This window comes from Actinoallomurus rhizosphaericola, assembly GCF_024055675.1.
GTDB classification, from domain to species: Bacteria; Actinomycetota; Actinomycetes; order Streptosporangiales; family Streptosporangiaceae; genus Actinoallomurus; species Actinoallomurus soli.
Window position 1 is genome coordinate 180,537 of record NZ_JAMXMW010000019.1, and the last position, 16,323, is coordinate 196,859.

Annotated in this window: 11 protein-coding genes; 6 read left to right on the forward strand and 5 right to left on the reverse strand. The window is 68.6% G+C overall.

Annotated elements, in window-relative coordinates:
* The first annotated feature begins 30 nt into the window (after positions 1-30).
* Positions 31-5,124: an SAM domain-containing protein gene (locus NE234_RS34245; RefSeq protein ID WP_252785043.1), complete on the forward strand. Its 5,094-nt coding sequence runs from the start codon at positions 31-33 to the stop codon at positions 5,122-5,124.
* A 251-nt stretch (positions 5,125-5,375) separates the two neighbouring features.
* On the opposite strand, the gene NE234_RS46280 is transcribed toward NE234_RS34245, so the two are convergent.
* The 4 genes from NE234_RS46280 to NE234_RS34265 all read right to left on the reverse strand — a co-directional run bounded on the left by NE234_RS46280 (position 5,376) and on the right by NE234_RS34265 (position 9,308).
* Positions 5,376-6,809, reverse strand: a complete 1,434-nt coding sequence (locus tag NE234_RS46280; RefSeq protein WP_252785044.1) for an N-terminal phage integrase SAM-like domain-containing protein — start codon at positions 6,807-6,809, stop codon at positions 5,376-5,378.
* Between the two features lie 111 nt (positions 6,810-6,920).
* Complete coding sequence (locus NE234_RS34255) at positions 6,921-7,157, reverse strand: helix-turn-helix domain-containing protein (RefSeq protein WP_252785045.1); 237 nt, start codon at positions 7,155-7,157, stop codon at positions 6,921-6,923.
* Positions 7,158-7,893: 736 nt separating this feature from the next.
* Complete coding sequence (locus tag NE234_RS34260) at positions 7,894-8,307, reverse strand: DNA methyltransferase (protein WP_252785046.1); 414 nt, start codon at positions 8,305-8,307, stop codon at positions 7,894-7,896.
* The gene (locus tag NE234_RS34265) at positions 8,304-9,308 is read right to left on the reverse strand and encodes a TRM11 family SAM-dependent methyltransferase (RefSeq protein WP_406567107.1); all 1,005 of its coding nucleotides are present in this window, start codon (positions 9,306-9,308) and stop codon (positions 8,304-8,306) included. The genes NE234_RS34260 and NE234_RS34265 overlap by 4 nt, the downstream gene beginning before the upstream one ends.
* Before the next feature lie 487 nt (positions 9,309-9,795).
* Between NE234_RS34265 and NE234_RS34270 the strand changes: the two genes are divergently transcribed.
* The 5 genes from NE234_RS34270 to NE234_RS34290 all read left to right on the forward strand — a co-directional run bounded on the left by NE234_RS34270 (position 9,796) and on the right by NE234_RS34290 (position 15,419).
* Positions 9,796-10,029: a hypothetical protein gene (locus tag NE234_RS34270; RefSeq protein WP_252785048.1), complete on the forward strand. Its 234-nt coding sequence runs from the start codon at positions 9,796-9,798 to the stop codon at positions 10,027-10,029.
* 76 nt (positions 10,030-10,105) lie between these two features.
* The gene (locus NE234_RS34275) at positions 10,106-12,775 is read left to right on the forward strand and encodes a type IV secretion system DNA-binding domain-containing protein (protein ID WP_252785049.1); all 2,670 of its coding nucleotides are present in this window, start codon (positions 10,106-10,108) and stop codon (positions 12,773-12,775) included.
* A gap of 48 nt (positions 12,776-12,823) precedes the next feature.
* Positions 12,824-13,711 carry a replication-relaxation family protein gene (locus tag NE234_RS34280; RefSeq protein ID WP_252785050.1) on the forward strand — a complete coding sequence of 296 codons (888 nt, stop codon included), beginning with the start codon at positions 12,824-12,826 and terminating at the stop codon, positions 13,709-13,711.
* On the forward strand, positions 13,708-14,325 hold the full coding sequence (locus tag NE234_RS34285; RefSeq protein WP_252785051.1) for a hypothetical protein: 618 nt from the start codon (positions 13,708-13,710) through the stop codon (positions 14,323-14,325). Before NE234_RS34280 ends, NE234_RS34285 begins: the two co-directional genes overlap by 4 nt.
* Positions 14,322-15,419, forward strand: a complete 1,098-nt coding sequence (locus tag NE234_RS34290; protein ID WP_252785052.1) for a C40 family peptidase — start codon at positions 14,322-14,324, stop codon at positions 15,417-15,419. Before NE234_RS34285 ends, NE234_RS34290 begins: the two co-directional genes overlap by 4 nt.
* Positions 15,420-15,624: 205 nt before the next feature.
* On the opposite strand, the gene NE234_RS34295 is transcribed toward NE234_RS34290, so the two are convergent.
* On the reverse strand, positions 15,625-16,323 hold a 699-nt coding region (locus NE234_RS34295), incomplete at its 5' end, for a DUF3631 domain-containing protein (protein ID WP_252785053.1).

Sequence of the window (16,323 nt, forward strand, 5' to 3'; positions counted from 1 at the left end):
ATCGCGAGGACGACGTCATCGGAGGAGCACATGAACGAGCCCGTTGCGCCAGACGATGCCGTTGGGCCCGAGGGTGAGGAGACGCCTGCGTCGGCTGCTCCCCAGGACGCGGGCGCCAAGGCTGCCGGTGAGACTGAGCGGGGTTCGAGTCCCTACGCGACCGGTGGCGGAGGGGTTTCGTTCGCCCATCGTGTCGCGGCCGTCTACCTGGCCAGCATGTTGACCGGAGCCCGGCGGGCCGAGGCGTCTGAGCTGCCGGTGCGGAGGGTGTCGTTTCAGACCGGTCCAGGTCACCCGGTCGATGACCTTCTTGTCGAGTGTGGCGACGACATAGCAGAGGTGACGCTCGCCGTGGCCTGTCGGGCCACGCCGAACTTCGTCCAGAGTGATGACGAGACGGTGAAGCTCGTCGCGTCGCTGCTCGCCGAGGTGGAGAAGTTCGACAGTGATTCCCACCAGGTGGCGGTCGCGACCGCTGGCTGGTCTAGTCAGTGGGAGAAGCTTGCGACGGTGTGCGACATCGCGCGAGCTAATGCTGACTCGGAATCGTTCCAAGCGTCCATGGAAGTCGATGGCCGCTGGTCTAAGCCGGTGCGTGAGCGGTTCGGCCAGTTCCTGAAGATGGTCGATAAGGCTGTCGAAGACGGCGCCTCCTCCGAAGAAGTGCTGTGGCTGGCGTGGCGGCTCCTTGGCCGGCTGCACGTGCTCAACTTCGCTGTTCAGAGCCCGGACGAGGCGGACCGCACGGCAGTGGCGACGTCGTTGGCCGGTGTCGCTGCGGCACACGTCGACGGGGTCGTGGTCCGGGACCGGATAGAGGTCGAGGCAACCCGCTACGACGCGACCGGCGCCGTGGTGGATCGCCATCTCCTGCGTCGTGACCTTCACGTCGTCTTGGACTCGGCCGCGACGCGAAGCCGGCGCGCGTGGACGGTAATCGCTGAACACCGAAAGTTGGCCGTTGCCAGTGTGCGGACCACCATCGGTGATGAGTCATCCGGTGGGCCGGTCGAGATCGCGTTCGCCGACCGTCGCGAGGAGCTCGCAGAAGCTTTGCGCGCAGCCGGAGCTGCAGGGTCGGCTCTGCTGATATCTGGTGAGTCCGGTATCGGTAAGAGCGCGTTGACGCTGTCAGCCATCGAAGAGCTTGAAGCCGCGGACCCCGCAGGATTCGAGGCGGTGGTGGTGAACTTCCGCAGCTTGCCGCAGTCGAGCTTGGAGCTTCGTGCAGTGCTCGGGATGTCGATGGAGGACGTGCTCGCGGAACTTTCGGCACCAAGCCGGGTCCTGGTTGTCGACGCTGCTGATGCGGCACTGGAGCGGTCCGCTGGTCTGCTGAGCGACCTGATGCTGGCCGCGGCTGCCGCGGGTGTCGGGCTCGCCGCCGTCACGTCTGACCAGGCATGTAGCTTCGTACAGGAGCAGGTGGAGCTGGGTTTCGGGAAGCCCATTCCATCCTTCACGATGAAGCCGCTGGAGGACGAGGACATCTCTGTCGTCTCGGACCACTTCCCGCTTCTGCGCGCGGTCCTGCGGGACCTGCCTGCGAACTCGCTGTTGCGACGGCCCGTTGTGCTGGACCTGTTGGCACGGACCGGGTTGGAGCTCGATAGCTCACTGGGTGAGTGGGAGTGCCTGCAGTTGGTGTGGAGAAAGGTCGTACGGGGCGACGGACGCCCGGGCGTCGGCTCGGCGGAGGCTCGCGAACAGACGTTGCTCGCGGTGGCGGCGTCGACGATGCAACTGCCCGAGGACCGACGACCTGGTGCCGGCGTCAACGCTCCAGCGGTCGATGCCCTGCGGCGGGACCATCTGCTCGCGCCCGCGAGCCCATATCGAGACCAACCGGAGTTTGCGCACGACGAAGTCCGGCGGTATGCGACCGCCATCCTTCTAGTCCGCGGCCAGGCCCCGACCGTGCTGCTGGGAGCAGCTGGCGTGCCCCGGTGGGCACTGTCCGCCGCCACGCTCGCATGCAAGGGACTGCTGAAAGCACCGGGCGTTCAACCCGCCCGAGTGTTCGTCCAACTGCTCTCGCAGTTCACGTCGTTCGCGGCATCGCACGGACCCAGGTGGGCTGACGTCCCCATAGAGGCGGTTCTGGAGACGCCGTCCGCATACCAGTGCCTGAAGGCAGCGTTCGCGGATGAGTCCGTTGGCCTCGTGCTCGGTGACGTGGTTCGCGTGGTCAAGCAGAGGCACAAGGTCAACGCGTTGGTCGACCCCGTCTTCTCGACCCCAGTCGTGCAGATTCTCCTCGACGAGGAAGCGCCGTGGAACGTGTCGAAGGATTCGTTCGAGCTGCTCGCGGACTGGTTGCAGGCTCTGTCCTTGGCGAATGTACCGGCGGGAAACGAGCTGCGCATCAGGCTGCGGGGCCGCCTGCTTGCCTACTGGGACTCGTTCCCTCCGCGTGACACCAGTGGTGACGTCCTGCCCAGCTGGATGCCCGAGCGGCGTCGGCGTCGACGCGAGCTGGACTACCACCTCACTGAGGAGAAGTTCGTCGAGACCTTGGCTCTGCTCGGACCGGACGTCGACGACGCCGCCGAAGCGTGCCTTCGGGCGATCGCCGACGACGCGCCGGCGTTCCTGGCCCCGGCTGCCGACTCGCCGTTGAGCGCCCGAGCCTTGGCGCAGAAGAACCCGGAGCTTTTGGCGGCGTTGATGGAGGCCTACTACATCGACGACGAGCACAGTTGGCACCACGATGAGGGCGTCCGAGGGCATCAAGGCCGCTGGACTGGCACTGGGGCACCGTTCTTCCAGTACTTCTTTGGTGGATTCTGGCAGCTGTTCCAGACCGCCCCCTTGCGGACATCGGTGCGGGTACTAAACAACATCTTGAACAGCGGTGCACGGGCGCGAGTTGAAACGTTGTCTCGGCTCAACTCAACCGATGTTTTCGCTGGGCCGGTCGCCGAACCGGGCGCAAAATCCGTTGCCGGAACCGACGGCGCAGACGAAGAGGGTGAAGACTGTGGTGCCGTCCTGAACCTCGACGGCACCGCCCGCTTGTACGTGGGCGACAGCCACGTTTGGAGCTGGTACCGGGGTACATCAGTCGGCCCGTACTCGGCAATGAGTGCGCTCCAGGCGATGGAACGCCTCGCTGACGGATGGCTGAGCAAGGGCGCGTCGCCGAAGAAGGTCGTCGAGGTACTCCTGAACGGATGCGAGAACCTGGCGGTCCCGGGGGTGCTGTTCGGTCTGCTGGTGCGCCACATAGAGAACGTCGACACCGAGCTCGACCCGTTCCTCGCCGAGCCGATCGTCTGGGAACTGGAGTTCGCCCGACGGACGAATGAGCACATCGGACTGCGAGCAACAACCGAAGGCTTCGTGAATCTCGAACGTCGCCAGTGGACACCGCGTGAGGCGGCCACGTGGCTCATGACTCACGGCGGGCAGGAGCGCGCCGAGGCTTTGAAAAAGGTCGCCGAGCAGCTCGTAGAGAACGGCGACCGGCTCGGAATCAGCCAACAGCTGACGAAGAACTGGGCCGCAAGCCTGGACTCCGACCAGTACCGAATCACTCAGGATGGTGATCAGTACTACATCGAGGTCGTTCCGCCACCTGAGATTCAGGCGGCGCAAGAGACGCACGCGGCGTACCAGGAGCTCGTGCAGACCACCATGCGACTGCAGAACCGGTACTGGGGCTCGGCCAAGCACGAAGCCGACTACGTGCCCCCCTCCTCGGAAGAGATCGCCGCGGACCTGGCTGCCGGCCGTTCGTTGCTCGAGTCCGATGGAGACCAGATGCCGACCCGCCCCATGGACGCCGTAGCCCACGTCGTCCGCGCAGCGGTCGCACGAGCCGCAGCCGGTGACATGGACGCGCTGGGCGGCGAGGGGACCTTCGCGACCGAGTTCGTTCTCGGTGTTGCGTTGTCGTTCCAGGATGCCAAGGACCAGCGCCACGAGGGTCAGTACTTCGACTTCGGCGCCGACCGGGCCGTGGCCCAGACCCTGCCGGCGTTCCTCACATCTGCGATGACCGCACCCCTAGAGGCCGCAGGAGGCTCGACCGATGATGTCGCCGAGGCCGGCCTCGCGATGGCAGGCAAAGCGTCCCTGGAGACGCGGCTATACCTGGCGCGCGGATGCGATGTCGTCTGGGCAGCGCCGTGCCACGGCGCCCCATGCATCCACCGAACAGCGTTGAACTGGTTGGCCGAGTCCGCTCGTATCGCAGAGATCGGGCCGTGGGACCAACACGCCCAGCGGCGGCCGAACGTCCAGATTGTCGGCGACGTCGCCGAACGCCTGCAGGAGTTGGCTGGAGACTCCATCGACATCGCCGTGCTCGACGCAGCCATACGTGGACTCGGCGCAGCCGCGTCCTCGGACCACTGCTGCGCTCACGACTCAGCCAGGCTGCTCGTTACCCTTCTCGACGTCGAGCGACGTGCCATGGTCGAACAGGAAGAGAAGGGCTGGACCGCGGACGACCGCGGGACGCACACCCTCGTCGCCGCACGAGCCCTGCTCGAGGTCTTCGCAAAGAACGGTGACGTCAGGCCGGTGCTCGAACACCTCGATGTCCTTCGCGCGGACGCAGGACTGATGTCGAACTTCCTGCACGGTCTCGCGGCGGCCGGCGCAGAGAACGAACGCCTGGCTGAGGCTGCCCGAGGTGTCTGGCCATCGTTGCTGCGCCACGCCATTGGGTACCTGAGCGACGACCCGAGCCCCTACCAGGACCACCACTGGGGCGACTGGGCCGCCGCTGCCCTCCTGCCGGATCCGCTTCCGTGGACGCAAGGCCTGTACAACGAGGTCATCGGTGCACCTATCGACTGGGTCCGTGCTGAAGACCTCGTCGGGCTGATCGATGCGTGGTCACCCGCCGCCTACGGAGAGGTCAAATGCGTCGACGGGCTCATCGGCATCCTGCGGAAGCTCCCGATGGAGATGCAGGTCTCTCGCGGCCTACGCTGGGTGTCCGACCTGTGCATCCAAGACGGCCGTGTCACAGTCAAACAGTCATGGCTGTCGAACAACTGGCTCAAGGAGGTTCGCAGTACGGCGGAGGAACTCGGCCATCTGGACGAGTGGCAGATGCTTGTCGATTCCTTGGTCGTCGCCGGGAACGAAGGACTGGCGCCGTACAGCAGGTGAGATCTCAAGGCCACTTGTCAGTATTTCCTGAGAACTTCCGGATCTGTCGCGGAGCATACGCTGCCAAACGCCCGGTGGTGTAACTATCCGTCAGCTTGCACGCTGGCTACATGCGCACAACCCAGCTGGGCATCGCGCCGCAGCGCGTGGTGCCTGAACTCGCGAACATCGACCCGTGCCAGATTTGGGCGGTGCCCGAGCTCCCGAACAACTGGAGCCGGGACCCGTGAACAAAGCCATAGCCAGGCTCGTCAATCGTCGTTCGTGGCTACCGTGCTGCGGTCGTGTCCGGTGCGATGAGTGCGGCGGTGTGTTCGGCGGCGGCGCGGGAGATTTCGGGGTAGACGCTGGTGTAGGTGTCGCGGGTGAAGGCGCTGGTGACGTGGCCGAGGGTGTGCTGGGCGATTTTGATGTCGACCCCGGCGGCGAGCATGAGGGATGCTGCTCCGTGGCGTAGGTCGTGCAGGCGGATGGAAGGCCTGCTTCGTAGGCCAGCCATTGGAACTGGTCGGTGACGTGCGCGGGGTGGAGCGGGTCACCGTTTTCGTCGTTGAAGAAGAACTTTGATTCCCCGAGTCCGGCGGCGAGGCGTTCGCGGTTCTGTCGGGCCCGGTGTGCCCGCAGGATCTTGATGGTTTCTTCGTCGAGGTCGATGATGCGGTCGCGCGTCGCTTTTGGGTTTGCCGTGGTGAGGGTTCCAGCCGAGCTGAGTGATCTGCCAGGACACCGCGATCGTCCCGGCTTTGAGGTCGACGCTGGTGGTGTGGATGCCGCATGCCTCGCCGCGGCGCAGGCCGCGCAGGGCGATGAGGCGGAACAAGGGGTAGAGCCGGTGCCGGGTGGCGCGTTGCAGGAACCGGCGGGTTTGCTCTGGCGTCCACACCATGACCGGTGAGGGGCGGGGTTCCGATGTAGGCCTCGATGACGTTGACGCGTTTACCGCCCGCGCGTTCCCGGACGGTGGCGAGGTGCTGGTGGTGGGCGGACTGCCAGGCCCGGACGCGTTCGTCGGTCCACACGACCGGCTTGGGCCGGGTGGCGGGTGGCAGTTCGACGACGGCGGCGGGGTTGAAGTCGATGAGGCGTTCTTGTTTCATCGCGATGTTCAGGGCATGCCGCAGGGTCGCGCGGATGTTGCGCAGGGTGGGCGGGTTCACCACCCGCCGCCATTTGACCTTGGCGCGCAGGGTGGGGTCGTTGCTGGCGCGGGCTTGTCGGATGAGCTCGTTGTAGTCCTCGATGTCGTCGAACATCGCGGAGATGTCGGCGACCCGGAGTTCTTCGACGGGGATGTGGCCGAGGTGTGGTTTGAGGTAGAGGCGGATGTCGCTGGCGTACCGGGCCTTGGTGGTGGCGGTGATCTTCTTTTTGCCCTCGAGCCAGATGTCGAGCCAGTCGCCGAGCAGGATCTTGCGGTCGATCTGCTGGCCGGTTCGGACCTTGGTCCGCACGGTGTCGGCGTCGGGTAGCTCTCCGGTTTTCTTGACGGTGTCGAGGACGAAGTCGGTGATCTTGCTTTTGATCCGCCGGTCGTTGCTGATCGCCAGGAGCTCCTGGGCCTTGCCCAGGTCGTCTTCGGCTGCCTTTTGGGTGAACCCGCCGCGTCGGAGCGGGTTACGGCGTTTGCCGTCCAGGGTGGGAGGGAGTTCGAGCTGGTAGGACCAGGTGCCGTGGCGGGGGTCCACTGGCCGTCCGCGCGGCGGAGTTTCGGGCATTTGGCTTCCAGGCGGCGTCCGGTTTCGGGGTCGCGGCAGCTGCATCGTTTGAACGTTCGCCCACTGGCCATCTCGGATCACTCACTCCCCGGGTTCGGAATGGGTTGGCTGGTAGCCGAGCAGGGCGAGCAGCTCGGGAGTGGGCACCAGGTACTTCTTGCCCACGCGGATGATCCGGCAGGGGAACTCACCGCTCTGGGCGAGTTCGTAGGTCTTGGTGCGGCCCAGCCCCAGGGCTCTGCCCGCGGTGACCAGATCGACCACCGTGGGCAACTCGGCCAGCTCGGCCAGCGACATCCCGGCCCTCACCACGGCCACCCCCCGATCGGGGAGCCGCCGGGGGCGGGTGCGGTCGCCGCTGGTGCCCCGCAGGCGCGTCCGGGGGTCGTTCGGTGCCGGTGCGCCGGGTCACCGTCCACGGCGTGGGCGGTGGTGTGGGGCGGGGTACATCGACGCTCGCCTCCATGGGCGGGGTCAAGCCGAATCCGCTGGTCACCGCAGGCCACTACGGCGGGTGGACGGTGGGTGCTCGCCGGTTGCGGGCCGCACATCCCGGCATCCGATACGGTGGCATCTCGGTGCGGGCGCCATCGCCGCGCGGAGGGCCGGTAGGTCCATGAGCGAGGACCGGAACGGAAGTGATCTGTCCGCGCTCGAGACCTGGGCGGGAAGGTCCGCTGCGGGTCGGCGCAGGTCGGCCGCATGAAGGACCCGGCCGGGCGAACCGATCCCGTCGGCGTTTGACCGATGCTCCCGAACGTGAGTGTTGGACCGGCGGCGTCCGGCAGGGCGCCGATCCGTGCCGCAACGGCGTGAATAGCGTTCTTCGTCCGGCCAGTCCCGGTGGCTCGTCGCCGGGACGTGGCCGGGAGGGGAGACGGAAGGTGCCCTGGGCGGTGACCGCGGCACGGATGGCCCTCTGTCGGCCACCGCTTCCCATGCGGTGGCTCCATCCGGCTGGCCTGCCGCCCAGGGCACGGCCCATGTACGCCCACCTCGATCACGCTGGTCAAGTCGATGCGGCCCCGCCCGCCGGAAGCGGTCGCGAGCAGCTTCATGGCGCACCTGCCGTGCCGTTCACCTCAGCGGAGGCGTCCTTGGCGAGGCGTCGCTGAGCGATGACGTGGAAGGCGGGAGTGAGGTCGATGCCGATCGCCTCGCGGCCAAGACGGCGGGCGGCCAGCACGGTGGTGCCCGACCCGGAGCTGTCACCGAGGTTCAGCCACACGGTCCCTGTTGGCTCCAGGACGCGCCGCAACTCGGCGAAGACGACGCGCAGGTGGCCGACGTAATCCTCAAGGGTGTCTTCGCGGCCGTATTGGCCGGCCATGCCGTAGTCCCGCAGCCCCCAATACGGCGGGCTGGGCACCACACAGTCGATTGAGGTGTCCGGCAGTAGCGCCAGTACGGCGCAGGTGCCACCGGTCCACAGCACGACGCCGCCGAGGTCGACCCTGGCCACCTTCATGACGCCCTGCCCGGGCCGGATACCTGGTCCTCGGGCTGTGGGACGGCCCGGCGCAGGACGAGGACCTCCTCGTGAGCGGTCACGTGCAGCGGAAGGCCGGCGGTGCGGGCTTTACGGGTCTCGTGCATGGCGAAGAACGACGCCCGCGTCACCAGCCGGTCGTCCTTAATCCCGCATAGCAGCGCGACCAGCCGCTGCACCGGCTCAAGACCGGCGTCTTGCGCTGCGGCCCAGACCTGGGCGGGAAAGTCCACATAGTGGCCGTGGTGGCGGAACGGTCGGGTGGTGATGGCGACGATCCCGCCGGGTCGCAGCAGTGGGAGGCACCCGATCAGGATGTCGGTGAATCCGGCCAGCAACCGGTCGTGGCTGGTGCGGGCGAGGTTGCCTGCCTGGTGGCCGTAGCTGTAGTCGGTCTTCTCGACGCCGGGGCGGCCGGTCTCGCGGCTGGAACGGACCTGCCCGTGCGTGGCCTGCCCGTACGGAGGCGAGGTCAGCAACAGCGTCACCCGCCCGGCGATATGCGGATCGGTGACCAGGGAACTGGCGTCTCGGGCGTCGCCGGTGATGACCGCGCCGGTCCCCGATGCACCCTGGTCGCGGGCGTGGTCGAGGTTGGCGCGCGCGAGGTGCGCCCAGCGGTGTTCGCATTCGATCCCGATCGCGTCCCGGCCCAGGTGGACGGCTTCGACGAGGGTGGTTCCGATGCCGCACATCGGGTCCAAGACGAGGTCGCCGGGCTGGGTGTAGGAGGTGATGGCGGTGGCGGCCAGGGCGGGCAGCATTTTGGCCGGGTGCGCGGTCGCCGCCGCCAGGTAGCGGCCCCGGCGCTGGGTGATGGCGGGCTGCTGCGCACACGCCCACACCGACAACGGCACCGGCTCGGTCGAACCGGTAGCGGATGAAGAGTTGCGGCGGGTGGAGTCAGGCCGGCCCGCGTGGCGGCGGTCAGACTGGTCAAAGTTGAAATGCATGACGGGTGCTTCTGCGCATCCACCCATCTCGAACGGCACGCGCCCCAGGCAACCTGGTCGCGTAGGCAGTTCTTCGGCACGGCCTTTGAGTACGCGACCGGCAGATTCGGCACCGCGATAGCGATCTTAGGCACGCGCATGAGCGCGCTGCGGGCACCTTAGGCACGACCTCAGGCATCCGGGTAGGCAAGCCGCCTCGGCGATTTCCTGCTGCTTCCGCTCGGCCTGGGCAGGCGCGGTGGCGTGTAACAGGTCCGGGCCTGGCAGCCGCGGAGGCTGACCGCCATCTGCCCGGAGGGCCGTCGCGGCGCCTGTGTGCTTACTGCGTCTTCCCGCCGTAGGCGGCCAAAATCATCATGGCCAGGCCCTTCCGTTCCTCCTCATCTCAGCGGGTGGACGATTGCGAACTTCCCGAAAAAAATCTCGAAGCTACCCTCCCAATGATCATGCTTGTCGGCCACTTACCGGGTGAAGGCCTCAGGAGGAGGCCGCCGGTAAAGGGGAGCGGAACATAGTGGATCCCGCCACGATGCAGGCGCTGGCGACCGCGGTCTGCGGCGCGGCCGGCGTGGTGATGGCAGCGTGGGTGCGCGGTCGGGTGCAGCGGCACCATGCGCGCGAGGCCGCGCGCCGTGATCACCTGCGTGACCTACCGCCTGGCAGCCGGGTCATCGACCTGGGTGAGCACGGGATGGTGATCGAGGTCGGCAGTGCCGGTCGGGAACTTCCTCCCGATGTCCGAGGATGAGCCGCGGCCGGTTCCGGCCGACCAACCCGCCCATTTCATCCACCGGTCGGCCGCTCATGCTGCCAGCCTGGCAGCGATGCGCACCGACTGGATCGACTTCTACGACACCGAGTACCACCAGGTGGTGCGGTTCGTGATGCGGGCCGGCGCATGCCTGGACGACGCCGCCGACGCCACGCAGCAGGCGTTCGCCGAGTCCTGGGCGCTGATGATCAACCATCCGGACCTGTGGGCCAGTGTCCGTGACCGGCGGGCCTGGATCCGCACCCTGGCCTGGCGTAAGCACCAGCGCCCGCCGGGTCCGCGCCGCCGACCGCTGGTGGCCGATGGCGTGCCGGTCCCCGACATCGTGGACGCCGGCCCTGATCCGGCGGAACTGACCGCGCAGACCCTGCTGGTGCTGCAGGTCTTGATCGTCACCGCCCGCGTGCTGCTGAGCCGGTGCCGGCACCGCCGGCTCCTCGACGGCGCGCAGCTGGTGCAGGTGCGCGTGCCGCCCCAGGTCGACGCGCCGGCTGCCGCGACGCTCTGGGCGAACCTGATCGGGCTGCTACGCCCCCGCTGGCGACGCTGGGCCTTTGGGCAGCCGCACATCGCGTTCGAGTACCACTGGGACGGCCCTGAACTCGGCCTCCAGCTGTGGGTGCCCGGGGCGGTCCCGGCCGCGCTGGTTGCCCGCGCCATCGAGGCGGCCTGGCCGGCCGCCCGCACCACCATCACCACCCCCACCGACCTCATCCCCATCGGCGCCGTCGCGACCGGCGGGACGCTCCGGCTCGCGCGCCCCGATCACCACCCCATCGCCACCGGCCACAAAGACGACCCGATCCGGGCCCTGCTCGGTGCCGCCACCGGCATCACGGCCGGGCAGCGTGCGGTGGTTCAGGTGCTGGCCCGCCCCATCACCGGGCGGCGTCTGGCCCGCGCGCACCGGGCCGCCGCGCACCTGCGCGGCACCACCCAGCCCACACTGACCGGACGGCTCTTGGACCTGCTCACCCCCGGCCCATCGGCTCGACCGGCCCGGCCGGGCGCCATCGCGGCGGCACATCCCGAACGCGCGGCAGAGATACGCGCGATCCTCGACAAGGCCGCCCAGCCACGCTTCGCCGTCACCATCCGATACGCCGCAGCCACCACCCACGCCGAGGATGCGCAGGCGGCGCGGGCGTGGGCGCGCGGCCGGGCGCACGCGCTGGCTTCGGCGTTCGCGGTCTTCGCCGGCCGGAACTACTTCGACCGGCACCGCCTCCACCACCCCGCCCAGACCTTGAACCAGCGGCGGCTGGGCTGGGGGGACCTGCTGTCGGTCGCCGAACTCGCCGCGATCGCGCACCTGCCCCATGACCCCGCGGTGCCCGGCCTGTCCAGGGCCGGCGCGAACTCAGTGCCCCCGCCACCCGTCGTGCCGGCCGGCGGGAAGGGCTGCAAACCGCTCGGGGACGCCGACGCCGGACCCGCCCGCCCCATCGCGCTACGCGTCACCGACACGCGCCAGCACCTGCACGTCCTCGGCGCGACCGGCGCGGGCAAGTCGACGCTGATCGCCCAGATGATCCTGTCTGACGCCCGTGCGGGGCGCGCGGTCGTGGTGATCGACCCTCGCGGGGACTTGATCAACGATCTGCTCGACCGGCTTCCCGATCAGGTCACCGACCGGGTCTGGCTGATCGACCCCGACACCACCCCGCCCCCCGCCCTCGGAGTCCTCGCCGGGAAGGACGCGAATCTGGCCTCGGACAACCTGGTCGGGATCTTCGCCCGGATCTTCGCCGACTCCTGGGGGCCACGCACCGACGACATCCTCCGCTCCGCCATCCTGACCCTCCAGCAGACCCCCGGCGCGACGCTGGCCGACATTCCCCGGCTGTTGACCGAGGACGCCTACCGGATCCGCGCCACCGGCCGGTTGCGCGATGAGGTCCTCGCCGGGTTCTGGGCCTGGTACACCGGCCTGTCACCCGAGGCGCGCGCGGCGGCGATCGGGCCGGTGATGAACAAACTCCGCCACTTTCTGCTCCGCCCCTTCGTCCGCGCCGTCGTCGGCGCCCACGGCCCCGGCCTCGACACCGACCGGCTCCTCAACACCGGCGGCATCCTCCTGGTCCGGGTCCCCAAAGGCACGCTCGGGGACGACACCGCCCGGCTCCTGGGCTCCTTCGTGATCGCCAAAGTCTGGGAAGCCACCACCCGCCGTGCCCGCCAACCAGAGGCAACCCGCCGCGATGCCGCCTTGTATGTGGACGAGGCGCACAGCTTCCTCAACCTGCCTCACGGGCTGGAGGAGATGCTCGCCGAAGCCCGCGCTCATCGGCTGTCCATCGTCCTAGCGCACCAGAACCTGGCCCAGTTCCCGCCCGGGATGCGAGAGGCGGTCGCCGCCAACGCCCGCAACAAAATCATCTTCTCCGTCTCCGCCCACGACGCCCGCCAACTCGCCACGGTCACCGCGCCGAACCTCACTGCCCATGACCTGGCGAACCTGGCCGCCTACCAGGCCGCCGCCCGCCTCATCGTGAACAACACCGAAACGCCCGCGTTCACCTTCACTACCCGGCCCCTGCCCGACCCGTCACCCGGCCGCGCCGACCTGCTGCGCCAGGCCGCGCGAGCCAACGCCGAGACCACGCGCCGTCCGCCGCCGCTATCTGACCCACGTCACGACGGCGCCCACGACCCGGAACTCACTGAGCCCGGCGCGCAGCCGACCGGAGACGAGCCGCCCGCGGCGCGACCACCCGCCTAAGCCCCTCGCGCCACCAGCCCGAATCCCGTCATGACTGGAGGAACTGTCATGCCCACGCCCGCTGCTAAACGTGCTCCGACTTACGTCGGTTCCGGCACCGCCCGCATCCCGGCCCGGCCGCCGATGAGCCCGGAGCTGGTCGCGGCCCTGGCGAGTCGGCTGCGGCCCCGAGACCGGTGGCTGCTGGAGATCCTGCACGAACACCGGGTGCTGACCACCCACCAGATCCAGCAACTGGCGTTCCCGTCCATCAGCACCACCACTCACCGCCTGCTCAAGCTGTGGCGGCTGCGTGCCCTGGAACGGTTCCGTCCGGCGATGGAGGTCGGGTCCTCACCCATGCACTACGTCCTGGGCCCCGCTGGCGCCGCGATCCTGGCGCAGCGCCGGGACAAGACCGTCGCCCAGCTCGGCTACCGCCTCGACCGGGCCCTCGCGATCGCCCACTCGGACAAACTCACCCACCTGGTCGGAGTCAACGGCCTGTTCACCGCCCTGGCCGCCCACGCCCGCACCCACCCCGGCACCGAACTGGCCGCCTGGTGGTCCGAACGGCGCTGCCAGAAAGCCTGGGGCCGATACGCCCGGCCCGACGGATACGGCCGCTGGCACGAGAACGACCGCGACGTCGACTTCTTCATCGAGTACGACACCGGAACCGAACCCCTGCACCGACTCGACGCCAAGATCAGCGACTACGCCACGCTCGCGGAGGCCACCGGTATCACCGACACCCCAGTCCTGTTCGTCCTGCCCAACCCGGCCCGCGAACAGCACCTGCACGACCGCACCACCCCCCGCAGGCCGCTGATCGTCACGACCACCCTGGAGGTGCTCGACGCCGCTGGGGGACCGTCCGGTGCCGCCTGGCGGCCGGTCGGCAGCCGGGCCCGGCAACGCCTCATCGACCTGCGTTCGGCTGGGGGCGAGGGATGAACCGCGGGCTTCTCCTGGCCGGTACCGCCGGCCTCGTGCTCGTGCTGGTCTGCCTGACCTGGTCGACCCGCCGCCCCGCACGACCCGCCCACCCCGCGCACGGCCCCGACCGGGCCTCGCGCGCACCGGCGGCGGGCGCGACGGCGGTGCGGCCGATCCGTACGGCGGCCGACGCTGGACGACTGCTGCCCTTCGCCCCGGACCAACTCGCCCGAGCCGCGCAGCTGGCGCAGACCTTCGCCGCTGCCTACAGCACCCACCGCTACAACGAACCGCCTGCCGAGTACCTCCAGCGGCTTACGCCGATGATGAGTCCCTCGCTGCGTGCCGTCATCGAACGCGCCGCGAACGACCCCGCCGTCGCGGTGCAGCGTCAGCGCACCCAGGAGGTCTGTGTCGGCGAGGCCCGTACCGAGGCGATCCGCGAACTGGGGCCCGCCTCGATCACCTTCGTGGTCACCGCCACCGAGTACGTCACCACCGCCTACACCGCCCGGCAGGACACCGCTCGCTACGCCATCACCCTCATCCCCATCACCGGTGATGGCTGGAAGGTGTATGACATCGAACTCGCCGCCGCTGGGCAGGCCGGCGACTCAGGCGGGATCCCATGACCGCCGCATCGCCCAGGCACGGGGCTCCGGACACCGGGTCGGCGCAGACCACCCTCCTGCTGGTCGTCGCGGCGCTACTGGGCCTGCCCGTTCTGCTCGGCGCGCCCTTACTCGGACATCACGCCGGCACGCTCACCGCCTGCGACCAACAAACGATCCCCCAACCCGGCATCGCACCCGCGGCTCAAGCCGACATCCCAGCCGCTTACCTAGCCCTCTACCAGGTCGCAGGGCAGCGCTATGGAATCCCGTGGAGCCTGCTGGCCGCCATCGGCAAGACCGAGTCCGACCACGGTCGCGACCACAGCCGCGGCATCCACTCGGGCGCGAACTCGGCGGGAGCGGCCGGGCCCATGCAGATCGGCATCGGCGGCCGGGCCGGTAACAACTGGGGCGGCACCCTACGCCACCCCGCCAGCGAACACACCGGCGGCGTTGCCGTCGACGGCAACGGAGACGGCTGGGCCGACGTCCACGACCCCGCCGACGCCATCCCCGGCGCCGCCCGCTTCCTGCTCGCCCACGGCGCACCCGCCAACCTGGCCCGCGCGGTGTTCGCCTACAACCCCGACCGCGCCTACGTCCGCCACGTCATGGCCCAAGCCGCCCGCTACGCCATCACCAACAGCCCCGCCACCACCGATCCGGGAACCGACCCCCAGGCGTGTCCTGGGAACGTCGACGCGTTCACCGGCGCACCCGGTGGCGTTGCCGGAACCGTCCTCGCCTACGCCCGTGCCCAAATCGGCAAGCCGTACGTCTTCGGCGGCACCGGACCGGACGGGTTCGACTGCTCGGGGCTGACGATGATGGCCTACCGCGCCGCTCACATCACCATCCCGCGCCTGTCCGACGCCCAGTACTGGTTCGGCAAGCGCGTCCCCGCTGGAACCGAGCAGCCAGGTGACCTGGTCTTCTTCGACTACAAGCCCGGCCACACCGGCCCCGGCCACGTCGGCATCGTCGACGATCCCGCCACCGGCATGATGGTCGTCGCACCGCACACCGGTGCGCGCGTGCGGCTGCAGTCGTACAAGACCTACCCCGGTGGCGCGGCTGGGTTCACCCGGCCCGCTGCTCGGGCGGTGAGGTAGCGTCCGCCCCTCCGCGATGACAAGGTGAGCGCGAAGGTGAGGTCCTGGGCTAGGTGGCACGCGTCCGGGGCGCGGAACAGGCGAGAGCCGACTCTCCTGTAGCTGGTGGGTGACGGGGGGCCGTCGCGGCATCTCCGGCAATGCCTTCGAGGAATGGCGGTGCCATGACGGCACCCCGGGGGGCATCCCACACCCCCGCATAGCCTCAGGAGCAGACGTTGTGGTCGCCAGGAACACCTTCCTGCTGTCGACGCCGGGGCAGGTAACGGTCCCACACGGGTTGAAGGTCTTTTCGCCGGTAGCCCCTATGGGTTACACCTTCCACCTCGACGTTTACCGACCCGACGCCGTACGGCCTGAGTCGGTAGGCCAGGCTGTGGGCGGTCAACTCACGGCCGTACTCATTTATCCACAGCCTTCCATGGAGTTGATGGAGCCGTTCGAGAATGGTCACGGTGTGCAGCGCGTTGACGCCTTCGAACACGGTGTGTAGATCGCGCAGGAGCCGTATATCGACGGGCGTGTTCTGATCGCTGGTGTGATTCGTGACAGGCGTGGTTGTCTCGACCGACGCCGTCGGAGCCGTCTGGTCGCGCTGGTCATCGATCCGTTCCATCGTGCTCGGGATACGGTCCCACACCCGTTGAAGGTGTTTTCGCTGGTAGCCCCTGCGGTTCACGCCCCCGAGGTTCACCTGGACCGACACGACGCCGTACCGCTTGAGTTCGTAAGCCAGGCTTCGGTTGGTCAACTCGCGGCCGTACTCGTGTATCCACGGCCTTCCATGGAGTTGATGGAGCCGTTCGAGAATGGTCACGGTGTGCAGCGCGTTGACGCCTTCGAACACGGTGTGTAGATCGCGCAGGAGCCGTATATCGACGGGCGTGTTCTGATCGCTGGTGTG